The organism is Streptosporangium sp. G11, assembly GCF_051192615.1.
GTDB lineage: Bacteria > Actinomycetota > Actinomycetes > Streptosporangiales > Streptosporangiaceae > Streptosporangium.
Genome location: NZ_JBPJUQ010000073.1, coordinates 1 through 17,444 on the forward strand (window position 1 = coordinate 1; position 17,444 = coordinate 17,444).

Below are 17,444 nucleotides of genomic sequence, written 5' to 3' on the forward strand. Positions count from 1 at the left end.
AGTAGTAGCTCCCTGACGATCACCCGAGCCTGAGCGTCCAAACCTCAGACTCACAGCACCACCAGCATTACTTAGCTTCACCCGAAGGGGCCCGGCACCAGCCGGGCCCCTTCGGCCATCCCCCACCGGAAGCCTCCGACGAGATCCCCCAGCGGCGAGATCCCCTAGCCGGCGCTCAGGCGGGGTTGAGCTCCCCGACCCGCTCGTTCAGCTCCACCACCGGTCGCTCGGCGGCGTGGGGATCCAGCCTCCGCCGCAGGTCGGCGACGTACGACCTGGTCCTGGCCGACTCCAGTCCCTTCGCCAGCTCCAGCGCCTCCACCGCGACGGAACAGGCCTCCTCCAGCTCCCCCGAGGCGAGCAGCCCGGCCGAGAGCAGCGACAGGTTGAACATCCGCCCGCGCACGTAGCGCCCGTCCATCTCCAGCGAACGCCTGGCGTGCCGTACCGCGCCCGGCCCGTCGCCCAGATCGCGGAAGCAGTGCGCGAACTTCGCCGACAGGTAGGCCTCGTCGAAGTAGGAGATCCAGTCGGGCTCGTGACCGGCCCTGCGCCGGTCGAAGGACAGCTCGGCCTCGTGCAGGGAGCTCGCGCACGCCGCGCGATCGTCCAGCGCCGCGTGGGCGTGGGCCTCCAGGACATGCGTCTCGGCCAGCAGGGCGAAGACCCCGGCCCGGCGGGCGGAGAGCTGTGCGGCCCTGGCCAGGTCGAGCGCATGGGCGGGTTGTCCTATATATATGGCCTGGTGGCTCATCCCGGCGAGAATCTCGCCGCCGAGCCCGTGGTCGCCCGCCCCGCGCGCCAGGCGCAGCGCCTGGATCAGGTAGCGCTGGGCCAGGCCGTGCTGTTCCAGGTCGTAGGCCATCCACCCGGCCAGCCGGGTCAGCTCGGCGGCGGCCGACGCCAGCGCCTTGCCCGTGTTCTCGGCGTACGAGCCGTCACTGAGAAGCGGCGCGACCGCCGTGTCCAGATATTTCACGACAGCGGGGCGGACCCTGCCGCCGCCGAACCTGTTGTCCAGCTCGCCGAAGGACCGGGTGACCTCCCGGATCGCCGCGATGTCGTCCATGCCGACGCGCCGGGTGCCCCGCCCCTCGGGGTGGCCCTCCAGCGGAAGGGTCAGCCAGCGCAGCGCTCCGGCGGACCCGGCCCCGATCGCGAAGGTGGAGTCGAGCAAGAATCTTCGTCTCTCCACGTCCCCGCGCCACAGTGCTGTCACGGTCGAGATTCCCTCCTGCCAGGTGTGGTTGAACTCCTGCCCGAGGTCGAGAGGCGTCAGGACGGCCGGCAGGCCGAGATCCTCGGGGCTCACGGCCCTGCCGAGCCGGAGCGCGAAGATCTCGGCGAGCAGCCCCGTGACCGGGTCTCTCGGCCGCTGGCCCGCGATCCAGCGCAGCACGGAACTGTGGTCGTACCTCAGACCGGACAGGCCGCGAGCCGCGCCGAGATCGTTGAGCCGGCGGGCCAGTCCCTTGTGGGTGAAGCCCGCCTCGGCGATGCGCCTCTGGAGTAGTCGGTTGGGCTCGCGTTCCATAGCTCCCCTCACCGCGAGAACCACCCGCGCGCCGACGGCGCGCGTGATCTGTCCCCGCGCGCATCGGATGCCTGATGCACACCTTACGCACATAGGTAACTGAGAGCTCTTTTTATAGCACGATCCGTGACGTATATCGGGGTTTCCGGAAAGCACGGACGCCCCTCGCCGGTCCGGCGAGGGGCGTCCGCGATCGCGTGCCTGGTGGGCATCAGCCGAGCATGAGGTGGGCGGGAGCCCGCGCTGTACGGCGGGATCACCCACCCGGAGAGGTCGCGCCCCTAGAGGCGGGCCACCCCGTCGGCGCGGGCCTGCGCGGAGACGGCGGCGATGACCGCCGGGGCGACACGCTCGTCGAACGGGCTGGGGATCACGCAGTCGGCCGACAGGTCGTCCCCGACCACCCCGGCCAGCGCCTCGGCGGCGGCGACCTTCATGTTCTCGGTGATCGTGGTGGCGCGGACGTCGAGCGCCCCGCGGAAGACGCCGGGGAAGGCCAGCACGTTGTTGATCTGGTTGGGGAAGTCGGAGCGGCCGGTCGCGACCACGTGCGCGTACTTGCGCGCGATGTCCGGCCGCACCTCGGGCGTCGGGTTGGACAGCGCGAAGACGATCGAACCGGAGGCCATCGACGCGATGGCCGCCTCGGAGACCGTCGAGCCCGAGAGCCCGACGAACACGTCGGCCCCGGCCAGCGCCTGCTCGGTGGAACCGCGCAGGCCCGCCCTGTTGCTGTCGCGCGCCAGGGCCTCCTTCACCGGGTTGAGCCCGTCGCGGCCCTCGTGGATGAGGCCCTTGGAGTCGGCCACCGCGATGTCGCCGATGCCCGCGTTGAGCAGGATCCGGCTGACCGCGATCCCGGAGGCTCCGGCTCCGGCGACCACGACCCGCAGCTCTCCCAGCGAGCGGCCGGTCAGCCGCGCGGCGTTCTTCAGCGCGGCCAGCGTGACGATCGCGGTGCCGTGCTGGTCGTCGTGGAAGACGGGGATGTCGAGGAGCTCGCGAAGGCGCGACTCGATCTCGAAGCAGCGGGGCGCGCTGATGTCCTCGAGGTTGATCCCCCCGAAGGAGGGGGCGAGCCGGACGACCGTCTCGACGAGCGCGTCCACGTCGGTGCAGTCGAGGCAGATGGGCACCGCGTCGACGCCCGCGAACTGCTTGAACAGCAGCGCCTTGCCCTCCATGACCGGCATGGCGGCGGCGGGCCCGATGTCGCCGAGGCCGAGCACCGCGGTGCCGTCGGAGACGACGGCGACCACGTTGGAGATCCAGGTGTAGTCCTTGGCCAGCTCGGGCTCGTCGGCGATCGCGCTGCAGACCCTGGCCACACCCGGCGTGTAGGCGAGCGCCAGGTCGTCGGCGTCACGGACCGGGACAGTCGAGCGGACCTCCAGCTTGCCCCCGCGGTGCAGGGCGAAGGCCGGATCCAGATCGAGGGCTTCGAGAGCTTCGGGAGAGATGGAGGATGGCATGGCAGCCACAGCGACCCCTGTAGTTCAGTCAGACAGACGGATGTTTCCTTCGGAAGCGGCCGGAGGAAGCCTGTCCCGGGCTTCTGTAGCCGCTCGGGGCCTGCTCACTGAGCACGGTCGCCTGGAGGGGTACGGGGGTCACCCGTTGCTCGATTGTGCCACATGTTGAGACTGCCTCCGGTGGAGTAAGCCGTTCACTTTCGCCGTCCCGGTGTTAACCTCACCGCATCGTGTAATACTCAAAATCCATGCCGCCTCTTACATCGACGGATCCCCAGATGGACCTGACCTCCTACGCGGAGCTGGCCGTACTACTGATCAACAGTCCCGACCGGCTGACCGGTCTCGAAGGGCTGCGCCTGCTTCTGGAAGAGGGCGGCCGCTACCGGCCCGGCTGCCGAATCACCAGGAGCGACCTGGAGGCCCTGCGTGACCTGCGCGAGGAGCTGATGATCGTGTTCGAGACCGCCGAGGCGGGCGACGAGGAGGCGGTGGTCGACCGGCTCAACTCGCTGCTGATCCACCATCCGGTCCAGCCGCAGATCTCCGGTCACGACGGCGAGCGCTGGCACCTGCACCTCACCGAGGGCGGCCGGATGGCCGACCAGTACGCGGTGGGCGCGGTGATGGGACTCGCCACCATGATCACCGACCTCGGCGTCGACCGGCTCGGCCTCTGCCAGGCGCCGCCCTGCCGCAGGGCCTACCTCGACACCTCCTCCAACCGGTCGCGCCGCTACTGCTCGGAGCGGTGCGCCAGCCGGGCCAACGTCGCCGCCTACCGGGCCCGCCAGAAGGTCGTCCAGTAAGCGGGCGCCGTGCCTATCGGGCCCGCCAGAGGCCCGGCCAGTAGCGCAGCACCACCCGGCCGACGATCGACGACGGCGGCAGCGCCCCGAAGTCCCAGCTGTCGCGCCGGCCGGGGGCGCGCTGGTTGTCGCTCTCCAGCCACCAGCCGCCGTCCGCCTCCCACGCGGCGCGCTTGACGATGAGCACGGCCGGGTCGGAGGGCAGCCGGGCGACGACCAGGTCTCCGGGCCGCACGACCGCGCCGCGCCGTACCCAGAGCCAGTCGCCGGGTCGCAGCGCGGGCAACATCGACTCTCCCGCGACACGGACTCTCATGGAGCGTAACCCCCTCCCACACGGGCATTCGGAGACGAGTAAGGTCGTTAACCGGACCATTCTGAACCTGGCATCAAGGAAGGATTTCCGATGCTCGCACGACTTATGCGCCCCAAGCACATCGCCTCGGCGCACTGCGACCTGCCCTGTGGCGTGTACGACCCGGCCCAGGCCCGCATCGAGGCCGAATCCGTCAAGGCCATCATGGAGAAGTACGCCGGAAACGAGGACCCGGTGTTCCGCTCCCGCGCGCTGACGATCAAGGAAGAGCGGGCCGAGCTGGTCAAGCACCACCTGTGGGTGCTGTGGACCGACTACTTCAAGCCCCCGCACCTGGAGACCTACCCGCAGCTGCACCAGCTGTTCTGGGAGGCCACCAAGCTCGCGGGCGCGGCCGGCGGCAAGGGCACGGTCGACGTCGCCAAGGCCGACGAGCTCCTCGGCAAGATCGACGACATCTCCAAGATCTTCTGGGAGACCAAGGCGGCTTAAAACCCTCACAACGATGTCGTGAGAGGGTGCCGGTGGTCCGGATCAAGGAAACGTCCTCGCGACACTCCCTTGATCCGGATCAGGGGTCGGCGGGAACACGCCGCCGTCGGCACGGCGTCCGGGCCGCGACGCCCCGGCCTCGCCGAACAGGGCGGATCTCGGCGCGTCGGCGCCGCCCGGTACGGGCCGGACCGCGACGCGTCGGAGCCGCCATAAGTACGGTGCCCCTTTTGCGTATCTTCAGGGGTTCTTGACGGTGGCAAATCGCCCCGATCGCGAGTCCAAGCGGGCCAACTACCGTCTCAGGGCTGTAGGTTGCAGTCAGCGACTCTGCGAGGAGGAACGTGACCGAACACACCGAGGCGCCCGCAGTCGGCATGGGCGGGATCCGTGACGTGGTGAGCGTCCGGCTGCCGGCGACGAGTGCCTATCTGTCCGTGCTGCGTACGGCGACAGCCGCGCTTGCCGTGCGGCTGGACTTCACGCTGGACGAGATCGAGGATCTTCGGATCGCGGTCGACGAGGCGTGCGCGATGTTGCTGACCCAGGCCGTTCCCGGCACCGATCTGACTGCCGAGTTCGAGCTCACCGGGCAGCTGATGAAAGTGCGGGTCGAGGTCAGCACGGTGGGAAACACCCCCCCGAAGCGCGACGACTTCGCGTGGATGGTGCTCACCGCCCTGGCCGACGATGTGGATGCCGTAACCGACTCCCCCGACCGTATGGCGATCGTCCTCCGCAAGCGCCGAGGCGCGGCGAGGCCGGCGTGACGGAAAGGACTCGTGCCATGGCCGCCAGCGACCACGCGGTGCCCGACCGGGTGCGTGCGCGCCTGCTCTTCGCGGAACTGGTGGAGTTGACCCCCGACGACCCGCGGCGTCAGCGCATCCGTGACGAGCTCGTCGAGCTCCACCTTCCCCTCGTCGAATATCTCGCCCGCCGGTTCCGCAACCGGGGCGAGTGGCTGGACGACCTCACCCAGGTCGCGACCATCGGGCTGATCAAGTCGATCGACCGCTTCGATCTCGGCCGCGGGGTGGAGTTCTCCACCTACGCCACCCCGACGATCGTGGGCGAGATCAAACGCCACTTCCGTGACAAGGGCTGGGCGGTCCGCGTGCCGCGCCGGCTGCAGGAGCTCAAGCTCTCGCTCACCAAGGCGATCAGCGAGCTCTCCCAGCGGGAGGGGCGCGCGCCGACCGTGGCCGAGCTGGCCGCGTTCCTGAAGATGAGCGAGGAGGAGGTGCTCGAAGGGCTGGAGTCGGCCAACGCCTACTCCACGGTCTCCCTCGACGCGCCCGACTCCGGTGACGACGACGCGCCGGCGGTTGCCGACTCCCTCGGGATCGTGGACGACTCCCTGGAGGGCGTCGAATACCGCGAGTCGCTCAAACCCCTGCTGGAGCGGCTGCCCCCGCGTGAGAAGCGGATCCTGCTGCTGCGTTTCTTCGGCAACATGACACAGTCCCAGATCGCCACCGAGCTCGGCATCTCGCAGATGCACGTGTCCCGGCTGCTCGCCAGAACCCTCGCCCAGCTCCGCGAGGGCCTGACCGTCGACGACTGACGAACGGCTAGTTGTCCTGGTCCCCGTAGAGGGCGTGCGTCGTCGGCGGGGACAGCAGCGTGACCAGTCCGATCACCGCGAGAGCGATCAGCGAGATGCCGATCACTCGCTGGTCGGACTGGATCAACGTGACCGAGACCGGGATGGCGAAGATCTGCGTCAGCACGCCCGGACTCCGCGCCCATCGCTCTGACTGGAGCATTCCCCAGCCGACCCAGAGCAGGGCGGCACCGACGATGATCCCGAACGCGGCGACGGCGATCGAGCTCACCAGGTCGGACGGCCGGCCGATCACCGTCTCCACGCCGACGTAGCCGCCGAGGAGCAGCGCGGTCATGCCTTCCAGCGCCATGACGGCGGCGGCGACGGTGAGGGTCATCGGGCGGTTCGACACGGGGCCAACCCTATCGCCGGGTATCGTCGCCCGGCTCTTCGCCGCCTCAGCTCGGTTTCCGGCGGATACGCTGAGTTCATGCGCGCGATGCTCCTGGTGAATCCGAAGGCGACGACGACCAACCAGCGAACCAGGGACGTTCTCATCAGGGCGCTGGGCGCGACGATGAACCTGACCGTCGAGGAGACGGCCTACCGGGGGCACGCGACGCGGTTGTCCCGCAAGGCGCATGCCTCCGGCTACGACGCGGTGGCCGTGCTGGGTGGTGACGGCACCATCAACGAGGCGGTGAACGGGCTCCTCGACCCGGTGGACGGCAAGGCGGGCGACGAGGGCAGCTCGGCCGACCGGCCCGCCCTGCTGGCGATCCCCGGCGGCAGCGCGAACGTCTTCGCGAGGGCCCTGGGCCTGCCGAACGACCCCGTCGAGGCGGTGGGGGCGATCCTGGAGGCGATCCGCGACGGCCGGAGGCGGACCGTCGGGCTCGGCCAGGCGATCTGGAATGACCACAGTAGATATTTCACGTTCTGTAGTGGCCTGGGGTACGACGCCGAGGTGATCAGGGCGGTCGAGGGGATGCGCGGCACCGGCCGCAAGGCGACGCCCACCCGCTATGTGAACACGGCGTTACACCACTATCTTTCGACCGACAAGCGCCACCCGCCGATGACCGTCGAGGGCCCTGACGTGCCGCGGACCGGCGGCATCTTCATGGCCGTCGTCTCCAACACCTCTCCGTGGTCGTACATCGGTCCGCGACCGGTGTCCCCGACCCCGTGGGCGAGCTTCGAGACCGGGCTCGACCTGCTGGGTCTCCAGCGCCTCGGCCTGCCCTCCATGCTCCAGCTGATGCCCCAGATCATCGGTGACCGCGACACCCTGCCGACAGGCCGCCACCTGGTGCAACTCCACGACGAGAAGGAGTTCACCCTGAGTGCCGGGCGTCCCGTGGCGTTCCAGCTGGACGGGGACTACTTGGGGGAGGTCGAACGGATAACGTTCCGTTCTATCCCTGATGCGTTACAGGTCTTGGTCTAATCGGTTACGTACGGGCCTGTGTGACGCATCCGACATCCATTTCAGGCAAAACGTTCCCCCAAACCTCTTGCGTGCACTAAGCGTGGCTGACAATCTCGAGATTGACGTCGGAACGTAGGACCTTTGAGCGGCCACCTCGCTCCCAGGCCACCGGCGATCGAGCGGACAGACCCCCGACCCGAACCAGGGACCGGGGATTCGTTCGCGCTGGTTAGTGAAACTCTTCACAAAGTGAGCCGCTGGAGCCAACGCAAAGGGCTCCTCATACGAAGGAGTGGACGCATGGACTGGCGCCACCGAGCTGCCTGCCGTGACGTGGACCCCGAGCTGTTCTTCCCGATCGGCAACACCGGCCCCGCCCTGATGCAGATCGAGGAAGCGAAGCAGGTCTGCAACACGTGCAGCATCAGTGAAGCATGTTTGAAGTGGGCCTTGGAATCCGGGCAGGACGCCGGCGTCTGGGGCGGCCTGAGCGAGGACGAGCGACGCGCGCTCAAGCGCCGCACGGCCCGCGCCCGCACCCGCACGAGCGTCTGACCCCCTGCGACACTCCTCCTCTCCCCGGGCCGGGCGATCGTCCCGTCCCGCGGTGAGGGCGTGACCTGACGCGTTTCCCTTCCCCCGCTCAGACCGCGGGGAGGGGGATGCTCAGGCCCACCTCGGTCCCGCCGCCCTGGCGCGGCTCGATGGTCAGCCGCCCGGACAGCTCGCCCACCACCAGGGTCCGTACGATCTGCAGGCCGAGACTGGTGGTCTGGTCGAGGTCGAAGTCCTCGGGCAGCCCGCTGCCGTCGTCGGACACGATCACGTCCAGCCGCTCGGCCCCGCGTGACACGATCACCTGAAGCTTGCCCTGGCGCTGCGCCAGCCCGTGCTGGACCGCGTTCTGCAGCAGCTCGGTGAGAACCATCGCCAGCGGCGTCGCGATCTCCGAGCGCAGCACCCCGAACGTCCCGACGCGGCGCGGCACCACCTGCGTCTCCGGGGCCGCGACCTCTCCCGTCATCGCGATCACCCGGTCGGCGATGTCGTCGAAGTCGACCTGCTCCTCGGGCGTGTGGGAGAGCGTCTCGTGCACGATCGCGATCGACCCGACCCTGCGCACCGCCTCCTCCAGCGCCTCCCTGCCCTCCGGCAGCTGCATCCGCCTGGCCTGGAGCCTCAGCAGCGCGGCCACCGTCTGCAGGTTGTTCTTCACCCGGTGGTGGATCTCCTTGATGGTGGCGTCCTTGGTCATCAGCTCCCGCTCGCGGCGCCGCAGCTCGGTCACGTCCCTGATGAGCACCAGCGCGCCGATCCGCCCGCCGCCGACGATCAGCGGGATCGCCCGCAGCTGTACGACCGTGCCGCCCGACTCCACCTCCGTCTCCCTTGGCTCCCGCCCGCTCGCGACGAGCATCAGGTTCTCGTTGATGGGCTCGTCGGAGTAACAGAGCGTGGCGGTCGTACGGCCCAGCTCCGCGCCGACCAGGTCGGCGTTGAGGCCCAGCCGCCGGTAGGCCGACAGCGCGTTCGGCGAGGCGTACGTGACGCGGCCCGCCCGGTCGAGCCGGAGCAGCCCGTCGCCCACCCGCGGCGAGCGGACCAGGATCGGCTCGGCACCGGAGAACGGGAAGCGGCCCTCGGCCACCATCTGGGCCAGGTCGGAGGCACTCTGCAGGTAGGTGAGCTCCAGCCTGGACGGGGTGCGCGCGGAGGACAGGTTCGTTGAGCGCTGGATGACGCCCAGGAAGTGGTCGGCCCGCCGCACCGGGATGGTCTCCTCGCGGACCGGCACCCCGCTCGACCAGTCGGGGTCGCCCTCGCGGCAGATGCGCCGCTCGTTCCAGGCGGTCTCCAAAAGCGGCCGTTCCCCCTTGGACGCCGTCATGCCCACGATGTCGTCGTGATAGACCGTCGGCCCCGTGGTGGGTCTCATCTGCGCGATCGCGATCCAGCCAGAGCCCTCCTTCAGCGGGATCCACAGGATCAGGTCCGCGAAGGAAAGGTCGGCGAGAAGCTGCCAGTCGGACACCAGCGAGTGCATCCACTCAAGGTCCGCATCGTCGAGCGCGGTGTGACGAACCGCCAGGTCGCTTAGAGTCGGCACCCGTGCATCATGCGTTCTTTGCAGGCCCGAACGCGAATCGGGTGAGTCCGGCTGGAAAGATGCCGCCTATGGAGCAGACCCCCGACCCGCTGGCCCGGTTCCGCACGGCAGCGGCCACGAGGGAGGCGTCAGGGCTGCGGCGGGTCCTGCGCGCCCGCACACCCGACGACGACGGCCTGATCGACCTGGCCTCCAACGACTACCTCGGCCTGGCCAGGGACGAGCGGCTGGTCGAGGCAGCCGTGGCGGCCACGCGTGCCTGGGGCACCGGCTCCACGGGCTCTCGCCTGGTCACGGGCTCCACGGCCCTGCACGCGCGCCTGGAGACGCGTCTGCGCGCCTTCGCCGACGCGGAGGGCGCCCTGGTGTTCTCCTCCGGCTACCTGGCCAACCTGGCCGCCGTCGCGGCCCTGGGCAGGGACGCCCTGGTGGTCTCGGAGGCGGGCAACCACGCGTCGATCGTGGACGCCTGCCGGCTGTCGCGCTCACGGGTCGTGGTCACCCCGCACAAGGACGTGGTGGCCGTGGAGAAGGCGCTGGCCGGCCGGGACGAGGAGCACGCGATCGTGGTCACCGACGCGGTCTTCTCCGTGGACGGCGACCTGGCCCCGCTCGCGGAGCTGCACGCGGCGACGGTGCGGCAGGGCGCACTGCTGGTCGTCGACGAGGCGCACTCGATCGGGGTCGTGGGCGCCCGCGGGCAGGGCGCCGTACACGCCGCGGGACTCGCCGCCGAGCCGGGCGTTGTGAGAACGATCACACTGTCCAAATCCCTGGGATCGCAGGGCGGGGCCGTGCTGGGCGCGCCCGAGGTGATCCAGACCCTTGTCGACACGGGCCGCTCGTTCATCTTCGACACCGGGCTGGCGCCGGGCAGCGTGGCGGCGGCACTGGCCGCCGTCGATATCCTTCACCATCAGCCCGAACTGCCCGGACTCGTGCGGACCAGGGCGAGGGAGCTGGCCGCCATGGCCCGCGATCTCGGCCTGGAGACCGGCGATCCAGCGGGTGCGGTCGTCCCCATCGTGCTCGGCCCACCCGAGACCGCGCTTCGGGCCGCCCTCATCTGTGCGGAACACGGGGTGCGCGCCGGATGCTTCCGGCCGCCCTCGGTGCCGGTCGGCCGCTCTTGCCTGCGGTTGACGGCACGGGCCAATCTGAGTTCCGATGATCTAGCGGTGATCCGGGGTGCACTCACCGCCGTGGCCGAGATGAAGGTGACCATGTGAGCGACGACTCCCCGCGGATCCCGAAGTACTACGACGTCAAGCGCAGCCTGCTCACCCTCACCAAGAGCCTGCCCGCGGGCAGCGCCCTGCCCCCCGAACGGGCGCTCGCGGTCCGCTTCGAGACGTCGCGCACGACCGTGCGCCAAGCCCTGTCCGAGCTCGTGGTCGAGGGCCGCCTGGTGCGCATCCAGGGCAAGGGGACATTCGTCGCGCAGCCCAAGGTCGCCCAGGTCCTCCAGCTGACCTCCTACACCGGGGACCTGCGGACCGTCGGCCTCGAACCCGACACCAAGATCCTCGACATCAGTTACGTCACCGCCGACGAGCCGCTGGCCCGCCGCCTGGCCATCAACGCCGGTGGCCGCGTGCTGCGCATCCACCGGCTGCGCCTGGCCAACGGCGAGCCGATGTCGATCGACACCACCCACCTGTCGGCCCGGCGCTTCCCCCGCCTCAGGCGGGAGCTCGAGGTGCACTCCTCGCTGTACGAGACGCTGTACAACGCGTACAACGTACGGCTGACCGACGCCGAGGAGATCATAGAGACCGTGCTGGCCACCCCGTACGACGCGCAGGTGCTCAGTGTCGACGTCGGCCTGCCGATGCTCCTGCTCACCCGGCACGCCTTCGACGCGGACGGCAACCCGGTCGAGTGGGCCCAGTCCCTGTACCGGGGAGATCGCTACAAGTTCGTCACCCGCCTGCGCCGCCCCTGATCCACGCGCGCCCCGCTCCACCCGACGCGCACGACGGCGCCGCCCCGTCCCGCCTAAGGTGAGACGGGTGAGCATTCTCGTGGTCACCGGGACCGACACCGGGGTGGGAAAGACGGTCGTCACCGCGGCGGTGGCCTCGCTCGCCAGGGAGCGGGGCTCCTCGGTCGCGGTGGTGAAGCCCGCGCAGACCGGGGTGTCGGCCACCGAGCCGGGCGACGTGGACGACGTCATCCGGCTCTCCGGGGTGCGGACGACCTTCGAGCTGGCCAGATACCCCGCCGCGCTGTCCCCGGCCGCGGCGGCCCGCCTGTCCGGCCTGCCGCCGGTCTCCGTCGCGCGGGCGGCGGCCCGGATCGAGGAGCTGGCCGCCTCGCACCGGCTGGTGATCGTCGAGGGGGCGGGCGGGCTGCTCGTCCGCTTCGACGAGGAGGGGGCGACCCTGGCCGACCTCGCCCGCGCGCTCTCGGCACCGGTGCTCCTGGTGACCAGGGCCGGGCTGGGCACGCTCAACCACACCGCGCTGACGCTGGAGGCGATGGCCCACCACGGGCTGGAGCCCGCCGGGGTGGTGATCGGCTCCTGGCCGGCCGAGCCCGGTCTCGCCGAGCGGAGCAACGTGGCGGACCTGGAGATGCTGGCCGCCCGGCCGCTGGCGGGCGCCGTCCCGGAGGGGGCCGGGCTGCTGGAGCGCGACGCCTTCGCCCGCGCGGCCCGCGCGGGGCTGGGCCCGGCGCTGGGCGGCGGCTTCGACCCCGCTTCCTTCCGCGCCACCCTTAGGCTTTCCCCGTAGCCGAAGCCGCGGATCTTCTCCACGCTGGAGGTATTTGATGAGCGACATCCTCGAGATCGCCCGGACGCAGGTGCTTGGGGAGGGCCGTGGTCTCGACGCGGCGCAGGCGCTGAGCTGCCTGGAGCTGCCCGACGACCGTCTCGCCGCGTTGCTGGCCCTGGCCCACGAGGTACGGATGAAGTGGTGCGGCCCGGAGGTCGAGGTCGAGGGGATCGTCTCCCTCAAGACCGGCGGCTGCCCGGAGGACTGCCACTTCTGCTCGCAGTCGGGGCAGTTCTCCTCCCCGGTCCGCGCCGTCTGGCTGGACATCCCCTCGCTGGTCGAGGCCGCCAGGGAGACCGCGGCGACGGGAGCCACCGAGTTCTGCATCGTGGCCGCCGTGCGTGGGCCCGACCGGCGCCTGATGGACCAGGTCCGCCAGGGCGTGAAGGCGATCCGCGAGGCGGTCGACATCAACGTCGCGTGCTCGCTGGGCATGCTCACCCAGGCGCAGGTCGACGAGCTGGCCGAGATGGGCGTGCACCGCTACAACCACAACCTGGAGACCGCGAGGTCGCACTTCGAGAAGGTCGTCACCACCCACACCTGGGAGGAGCGCTGGGACACCTGCCTGATGGTGCGCGAGGCCGGGATGGAACTGTGCTGCGGCGGCATCGTGGGGATGGGCGAGACCCGGGAGCAGCGGGCCGAGTTCGCCGGGCAGCTCGGCGAGCTGGCGCCCGACGAGGTCCCGCTGAACTTCCTCAACCCGCGCCCCGGCACCCCCTTCGAGTCCCTCCCGCTGCTGGAGGGGCCGGAGGCGCTGCGGACGATCGCCACCTTCAGGCTCGCGCTGCCCCGTACGATCCTGCGCTACGCGGGTGGCCGTGAGCTGACCCTGGGCGACCTGGGCACCCGTGACGGCATGCTCGGCGGCATCAACGCGATCATCGTGGGCAACTATCTGACCACCCTGGGCCGTACGGCCGAGGCCGATCTCGGCCTGCTGGCAGACCTCAAGATGCCCATCAAGGCGCTCTCCGACACCCTCTGAGCCCCGAGTCCGCCACCTCGCGAGAAAAGCCCGTGAAGCCTCACGAAGGCTCGTAGAGGACCTGAGGGGTCCCGCGAGCCGGATGTCACCCCGGCGGGCCCGTGTGCCTGGCCCGTGCCCGGCTCCCCGGCGGGCCCGTGCGCTTCGGTACGCACCCGGCTCCCCGGCGATCCCGTACGGCCCGCGGGGGCCGCGGGGGCCCGCCACCAGGCGTTGGGCGGCCTGTTTCCGGATAGACGCGACATGTCCCGGCCGCATTAGACGAAGGGATCTGGGCAGGGGGAACAATCCCTGTTCGGCCAAGTGACTGACTGGTAGGTTGCGCGATATGGAGTCTCCCAAGCACGCAGGTGACATAGCGGTCGCCGTCTCCAAGGCATATGGCATCGAGACCATGTTCACTCTCTCCGGCGGGCACGTCTTCCCGCTCTACGACGGTGCGGTCCACGAGGGCATGCCCATCCTGGACGTCCGCCATGAGCAGAGTGCCGTCTTCGCCGCGGAGGCGACCGCCCGGCTGACGCGCAAACCCGGGCTTGCTGTGCTCACCGCGGGCCCCGGCATCACCAACGGCGTCAGCGGGGTGGCCACCGCGCACTTCAACGGGTCCCCCGTCGTGGTAATGGGAGGCCGTGCCCCGCAGTCGCGCTGGGGGTCGGGTGCGCTGCAGGAGATCGACCATCCGCCGCTGTTCGCCCCCATCACCAAGCTGGCCTTCACCGGCTCCGGCGCCGACTCCATCGCGCAGGACGTGGAGATGGCCTTCCGCACGGCCCTCGCCCCGCACCGCGGTCCCGTCTTCCTCGACTTCCACATGGACCACCTCTTCTCGGCCGCGCCCCCGCTCGAGGGGGCCCCCGAGACGCTGACCCCCTCACCGCTCGAGCCCGATCCCGGGGCGCTGGCCACAATCGCCCAGCTGATCGCCGAGGCCCAGCACCCGGTGCTGGTGCTCGGCTCCGACGTGTGGATGGATCGCGCCGAGGAGGTCGCCAGGAGCTTCGTCGAGGAATACCGCCTGCCGGTCATCCCCAACGGCCAGGGCCGCGGCATCCTGCCCGCCGGTCACGAGCTGCTGGTCACCCGCGCCAGGGGGATGGCCTTCTCGCAGGCCGACCTGGTGATCGTGGCGGGCGCCCCGATCGACTTCCGCCTCGGCTACGGCTGGTTCGGCGGCAAGGACGGCGCCCCGCTCGCCAAGGTCGTGCATCTGGCCGACGCCCCGTCACAGCTGACCACGCACATGGATCCCGCGGCCGTCGCCGCCGGCGACCTCTCGCTGCTCTTCTGGAGCCTCGGCGCGGCCTGTGCCAACGCGGGCGTCTCCCCCAAGACCTACGCGCCCTGGGTGACGCAGTTGTCCGAGGCCGCCTCGGCCGCCATCGCCGCCGACGCCGGCCTGCTGCAGTCCGCGTCCGACCCGATCCATCCGATGCGGATCTACGGAGAGCTGAGCAAGATCCTCGCCGACGACGCCGTGGTGATCGGCGACGGCGGCGACTTCGTCTCGTACGCGGGCAAGTACGTCGAGCCGCGGCAGCCGGGAAACTGGCTCGACCCGGGCCCGTACGGCTGCCTGGGCACGGGCCTGGGCTACGCCATCGCCGCCAGGATCGCCCGTCCCTCCTCGCAGGTGGTGCTGCTGCTGGGCGACGGCGCGGCCGGCTTCTCGCTGATGGACGTCGACACGCTCGTGCGACACCGCCTGCCCGTCGTGATGATCTGCGGCAACAACGGCATGTGGGGCCTGGAGAAGCACCCCATGCAGATGCTCTACGGCTACGACGTGGCCGCCGAGCTGCAGCCGCAGTGCCGCTACGACCAGGTGGTGACCGCCCTCGGCGGCGGTGGCGAGCTCGTCACCGACCCGTCCGAGATCGGCCCGGCCCTGCGCCGCGCGTTCGACTCCGGCATCCCCTACATGGTCAACATCGCCACCGACCCCTCGGTGGCCTACCCCCGGCACACCACGGGCATCTAGGAGAGCGCCACCGGGCTCGCGCACGGGGACCGGAAGGTCCGCGGCGCGAGCCGGTCGTCACACCTGGCGAGACTAGGGCTTGCCGGTCGGCGTGGGGCTGGGCGTCGGCGGACAGTCGGCGATGGCGGCGATGATCTCCACCGGCTTGGACGGGTCCCACATCGTGCCCCCGTTCGGGCGGGACTCGACCACCTCGGTGCAGTTCTCGGGCTTGACGTCGGCGCTGTAGGAGAGCGTCACCTTGAACCCCGCCTGCTTGAGCGCCGCCTCCGCCGCCCCCGGCTTCATACCGATGGTGTCCGGGACGTTCCTCTTCGGCTTCGGCGTCGGGGTCGGTGTAGGGGTGGGAGTCGGTTTCGGCGTCCTCGTGACCGTCGGGGTGGGGGTCGGCGACTTCTCTCCCCGGGTGGACGTCGGCGTGGGCCGGTTTTCGTGTAGCTCGCGTGTCACTCTCGGACTGGGCGACGGTGTCTTGCGGTCCGGCTTTCTGGGCCCCGTGGTCTTCGTCGTCTTGTCGGAGCTGGACGTGGGCACCGGGTGCAGGAGGGGATCGGAACCGGCGGTGTTCTCGGAGGCCGCCATGCTGTTGATCGCCACCGCGACGAGGCCCGCGCACATCACGGCCGCGACCGCCGACGCCGCGACCAGCCCGCTCTTGCGCCGCGGCTTCTGCGCGGCGCGGCGGCCTCGGCCCTGCGCGCCCGCCTCGACGGCTCCCACCGTCGGCGCGGTGGAGTGCTGCGATCCCTGCCAGCTGCCGGTCGGCTGCTGCGACCCCTGCCAGTTGCCGGTCGGGGCCTGGGCACCCTGCCAGTTGCCGGTCGGAGCGTGAGCTCCCTGCCAGCCCGTCTGCGAAGTGGCCGATCCCTGGCCCTGCCACCCGGTCTGCCCCTGTGAGCCTCCCTGGGGGGCCTGCGCGTGCCAGCCGGTCTCCGGCGGCGCGGGCTGCTGCGCGGACGCCGACAGCGTGTCGCCGCCCTCCGCGCCGAAGGCGGCCTGCCTGGCGGCGGCGCTCATGGCCGCGGCGCTGGGGAAGCGCCGGGCCGGATCCTTGGCGAGGGAGCGCTCCACAAGTGCGCGAACCGCGGGCGGCACATCCGGCGGCAGCGGCGGCGGCGCCTCGCGGATGTGCTTGAGCGCGATCGTGACGGGCGTGTCGCCGTCGAACGGGCGCTGCCCGGCCAGGCACTCGTACGCCACCACGCCCAGCGCGTAGATGTCGACGGCCGGTGTCACGGGCGCGCCCTCAGCCTGCTCGGGCGCGCAGTAGGCGGCGGTGCCGAGCACCATGCCCGCGTCCGTCAGCCGGCTGGCGGTGTCGGACCTGGCGATGCCGAAGTCGGTGAGCACGAGCGTGCCGTCGGACCGCACCAGCAGGTTGCCCGGCTTGATGTCCCGATGGACGATGCCCTGGTCGTGGACCGCCTGCAGTGCCGAGGCCGCCTGGGCGATGAGGTCCATCGCGGCCCCGGGGGCGATGCGCCGCAGCCGCCCGAGCAGGCGGTCGAGCGGCTCGCCGTCGACGAACTTCATCACCAGGTATGCCGTCGCCCCCGCGCCGGGCACCTCGTGAACCCCGTAGTCGTACACGTCGACGACCCCGGGGTGGTTGATCGTCGCCATCGCCCGAGCCTCGCCCTGGAAGCGAACCAGGAAGCCCGGATCGTCCGTACGGCCCGGAAGCAGCACTTTTACGGCGACGGTGCGGGCCAGGACGATGTCCTCGCCCCTCCACACCTCGCCCATACCGCCGGCGCCGATGCGGGTGCTTAGGCGATACCGCCCCGCCAGCGTCGTGCCTTGGGCCACCATGACTCCCCCGTAACCCTCTCCACTCCTACCCCAGAGCTCTCCAACAAAGCGGATCCGCATCGCGGCACCGTCACGGCGCTGTTACGAAACCCTGCATGCCGTATGGCTCACAAACGAGACGCGTGCCGTAGCATCGCACAAAACCCAGCACTTTTGGGCGTACTTGTACACC

At 70.5% G+C, this 17,444-nt stretch carries 17 protein-coding genes; 11 read left to right on the forward strand and 6 right to left on the reverse strand.

The features are described 5' to 3' along the window. Positions 1–175 precede the first annotated feature (175 nt). Positions 176–1,534: a hypothetical protein gene (locus tag ACSDR0_RS40065; RefSeq protein WP_435294184.1), complete on the reverse strand. Its 1,359-nt coding sequence runs from the start codon at positions 1,532–1,534 to the stop codon at positions 176–178. Positions 1,535–1,815: 281 nt separating this feature from the next. Beyond that, on the reverse strand, positions 1,816–3,006 hold the full coding sequence (locus tag ACSDR0_RS40070; RefSeq protein ID WP_435294217.1) for an NAD(P)-dependent malic enzyme: 1,191 nt from the start codon (positions 3,004–3,006) through the stop codon (positions 1,816–1,818). A gap of 278 nt (positions 3,007–3,284) precedes the next feature. Between ACSDR0_RS40070 and ACSDR0_RS40075 the strand changes: the two genes are divergently transcribed. Then, the gene (locus ACSDR0_RS40075; RefSeq protein WP_344923357.1) at positions 3,285–3,815 is read left to right on the forward strand and encodes a CGNR zinc finger domain-containing protein; all 531 of its coding nucleotides are present in this window, start codon (positions 3,285–3,287) and stop codon (positions 3,813–3,815) included. Between the two features lie 13 nt (positions 3,816–3,828). Here the strand turns inward: ACSDR0_RS40075 and ACSDR0_RS40080 are convergent, their stop codons facing one another. Continuing rightward, positions 3,829–4,131, reverse strand: coding sequence for a S24 family peptidase (locus ACSDR0_RS40080; RefSeq protein ID WP_435294185.1), 303 nt, complete (start codon positions 4,129–4,131; stop codon positions 3,829–3,831). A 90-nt stretch (positions 4,132–4,221) separates the two neighbouring features. Between ACSDR0_RS40080 and sodN the strand changes: the two genes are divergently transcribed. From sodN to ACSDR0_RS40095, 3 genes are all read left to right on the forward strand, one after another. Beyond that, positions 4,222–4,623 (forward strand): superoxide dismutase, Ni, encoded by a 402-nt coding sequence (gene sodN / locus ACSDR0_RS40085; protein WP_362521403.1) that lies wholly within the window; start codon positions 4,222–4,224, stop codon positions 4,621–4,623. Positions 4,624–4,967: 344 nt separating this feature from the next. Continuing rightward, the gene (locus ACSDR0_RS40090) at positions 4,968–5,393 is read left to right on the forward strand and encodes an anti-sigma factor (protein WP_425583460.1); all 426 of its coding nucleotides are present in this window, start codon (positions 4,968–4,970) and stop codon (positions 5,391–5,393) included. Beyond that, complete coding sequence (locus ACSDR0_RS40095) at positions 5,390–6,190, forward strand: RNA polymerase sigma factor SigF (RefSeq protein ID WP_344749384.1); 801 nt, start codon at positions 5,390–5,392, stop codon at positions 6,188–6,190. Before ACSDR0_RS40090 ends, ACSDR0_RS40095 begins: the two co-directional genes overlap by 4 nt. A 7-nt stretch (positions 6,191–6,197) precedes the next feature. Here ACSDR0_RS40095 and ACSDR0_RS40100 read toward each other — a convergent pair whose 3' ends face one another. Next, positions 6,198–6,584 carry a hypothetical protein gene (locus ACSDR0_RS40100; protein ID WP_435294186.1) on the reverse strand — a complete coding sequence of 129 codons (387 nt, stop codon included), beginning with the start codon at positions 6,582–6,584 and terminating at the stop codon, positions 6,198–6,200. 78 nt (positions 6,585–6,662) lie between these two features. Here ACSDR0_RS40100 and ACSDR0_RS40105 point away from each other — a divergent pair, with 78 nt between their 5' ends. Together ACSDR0_RS40105 and ACSDR0_RS40110 are read left to right on the forward strand one after the other, a co-directional pair. Further along, positions 6,663–7,622 carry a diacylglycerol/lipid kinase family protein gene (locus ACSDR0_RS40105; RefSeq protein ID WP_435294187.1) on the forward strand — a complete coding sequence of 320 codons (960 nt, stop codon included), beginning with the start codon at positions 6,663–6,665 and terminating at the stop codon, positions 7,620–7,622. A gap of 282 nt (positions 7,623–7,904) precedes the next feature. Further along, complete coding sequence (locus ACSDR0_RS40110; RefSeq protein ID WP_350976887.1) at positions 7,905–8,159, forward strand: WhiB family transcriptional regulator; 255 nt, start codon at positions 7,905–7,907, stop codon at positions 8,157–8,159. 88 nt (positions 8,160–8,247) lie between these two features. Here ACSDR0_RS40110 and ACSDR0_RS40115 read toward each other — a convergent pair whose 3' ends face one another. Next, on the reverse strand, positions 8,248–9,711 hold the full coding sequence (locus tag ACSDR0_RS40115; protein WP_435294188.1) for a sensor histidine kinase: 1,464 nt from the start codon (positions 9,709–9,711) through the stop codon (positions 8,248–8,250). Positions 9,712–9,779: 68 nt separating this feature from the next. On the opposite strand from ACSDR0_RS40115, the gene ACSDR0_RS40120 reads away from it, so the two are divergent. From ACSDR0_RS40120 to ACSDR0_RS40140, 5 genes are all read left to right on the forward strand, one after another. After that, positions 9,780–10,940 carry an 8-amino-7-oxononanoate synthase gene (locus ACSDR0_RS40120; RefSeq protein WP_435294189.1) on the forward strand — a complete coding sequence of 387 codons (1,161 nt, stop codon included), beginning with the start codon at positions 9,780–9,782 and terminating at the stop codon, positions 10,938–10,940. After that, positions 10,937–11,656, forward strand: coding sequence for a GntR family transcriptional regulator (locus tag ACSDR0_RS40125; protein WP_329085583.1), 720 nt, complete (start codon positions 10,937–10,939; stop codon positions 11,654–11,656). The genes ACSDR0_RS40120 and ACSDR0_RS40125 overlap by 4 nt, the downstream gene beginning before the upstream one ends. A gap of 67 nt (positions 11,657–11,723) precedes the next feature. Beyond that, on the forward strand, positions 11,724–12,446 hold the full coding sequence (gene bioD / locus ACSDR0_RS40130; protein WP_435294190.1) for a dethiobiotin synthase: 723 nt from the start codon (positions 11,724–11,726) through the stop codon (positions 12,444–12,446). 37 nt (positions 12,447–12,483) lie between these two features. Further along, positions 12,484–13,479: a biotin synthase BioB gene (gene bioB, locus ACSDR0_RS40135; protein WP_435294191.1), complete on the forward strand. Its 996-nt coding sequence runs from the start codon at positions 12,484–12,486 to the stop codon at positions 13,477–13,479. A gap of 328 nt (positions 13,480–13,807) precedes the next feature. Continuing rightward, complete coding sequence (locus tag ACSDR0_RS40140) at positions 13,808–15,460, forward strand: acetolactate synthase (protein ID WP_435294192.1); 1,653 nt, start codon at positions 13,808–13,810, stop codon at positions 15,458–15,460. A gap of 72 nt (positions 15,461–15,532) precedes the next feature. Here the strand turns inward: ACSDR0_RS40140 and ACSDR0_RS40145 are convergent, their stop codons facing one another. Further along, the gene (locus tag ACSDR0_RS40145; protein ID WP_435294193.1) at positions 15,533–17,272 is read right to left on the reverse strand and encodes a serine/threonine protein kinase; all 1,740 of its coding nucleotides are present in this window, start codon (positions 17,270–17,272) and stop codon (positions 15,533–15,535) included. Between the last annotated feature and the right edge of the window lie 172 nt (positions 17,273–17,444).

Excerpts from the sequence above, each read along its gene's own strand:
- ACSDR0_RS40065 (WP_435294184.1), bottom strand. The coding sequence starts at position 1,534 with ATGGAACGCGAGCCCAACCGACTACTCCAGAGGCGCATCGCCGAGGCG.
- ACSDR0_RS40070 (WP_435294217.1), bottom strand. The coding sequence starts at position 3,006 with ATGCCATCCTCCATCTCTCCCGAAGCTCTCGAAGCCCTCGATCTGGAT.
- ACSDR0_RS40075 (WP_344923357.1), top strand. The coding sequence starts at position 3,285 with ATGGACCTGACCTCCTACGCGGAGCTGGCCGTACTACTGATCAACAGT.
- ACSDR0_RS40080 (WP_435294185.1), bottom strand. The coding sequence starts at position 4,131 with ATGAGAGTCCGTGTCGCGGGAGAGTCGATGTTGCCCGCGCTGCGACCC.
- sodN (WP_362521403.1), top strand. The coding sequence starts at position 4,222 with ATGCTCGCACGACTTATGCGCCCCAAGCACATCGCCTCGGCGCACTGC.
- ACSDR0_RS40105 (WP_435294187.1), top strand. The coding sequence starts at position 6,663 with ATGCGCGCGATGCTCCTGGTGAATCCGAAGGCGACGACGACCAACCAG.
- ACSDR0_RS40110 (WP_350976887.1), top strand. The coding sequence starts at position 7,905 with ATGGACTGGCGCCACCGAGCTGCCTGCCGTGACGTGGACCCCGAGCTG.
- ACSDR0_RS40120 (WP_435294189.1), top strand. The coding sequence starts at position 9,780 with ATGGAGCAGACCCCCGACCCGCTGGCCCGGTTCCGCACGGCAGCGGCC.
- bioB (WP_435294191.1), top strand. The coding sequence starts at position 12,484 with ATGAGCGACATCCTCGAGATCGCCCGGACGCAGGTGCTTGGGGAGGGC.
- ACSDR0_RS40140 (WP_435294192.1), top strand. The coding sequence starts at position 13,808 with ATGGAGTCTCCCAAGCACGCAGGTGACATAGCGGTCGCCGTCTCCAAG.
- ACSDR0_RS40145 (WP_435294193.1), bottom strand. The coding sequence starts at position 17,272 with ATGGTGGCCCAAGGCACGACGCTGGCGGGGCGGTATCGCCTAAGCACC.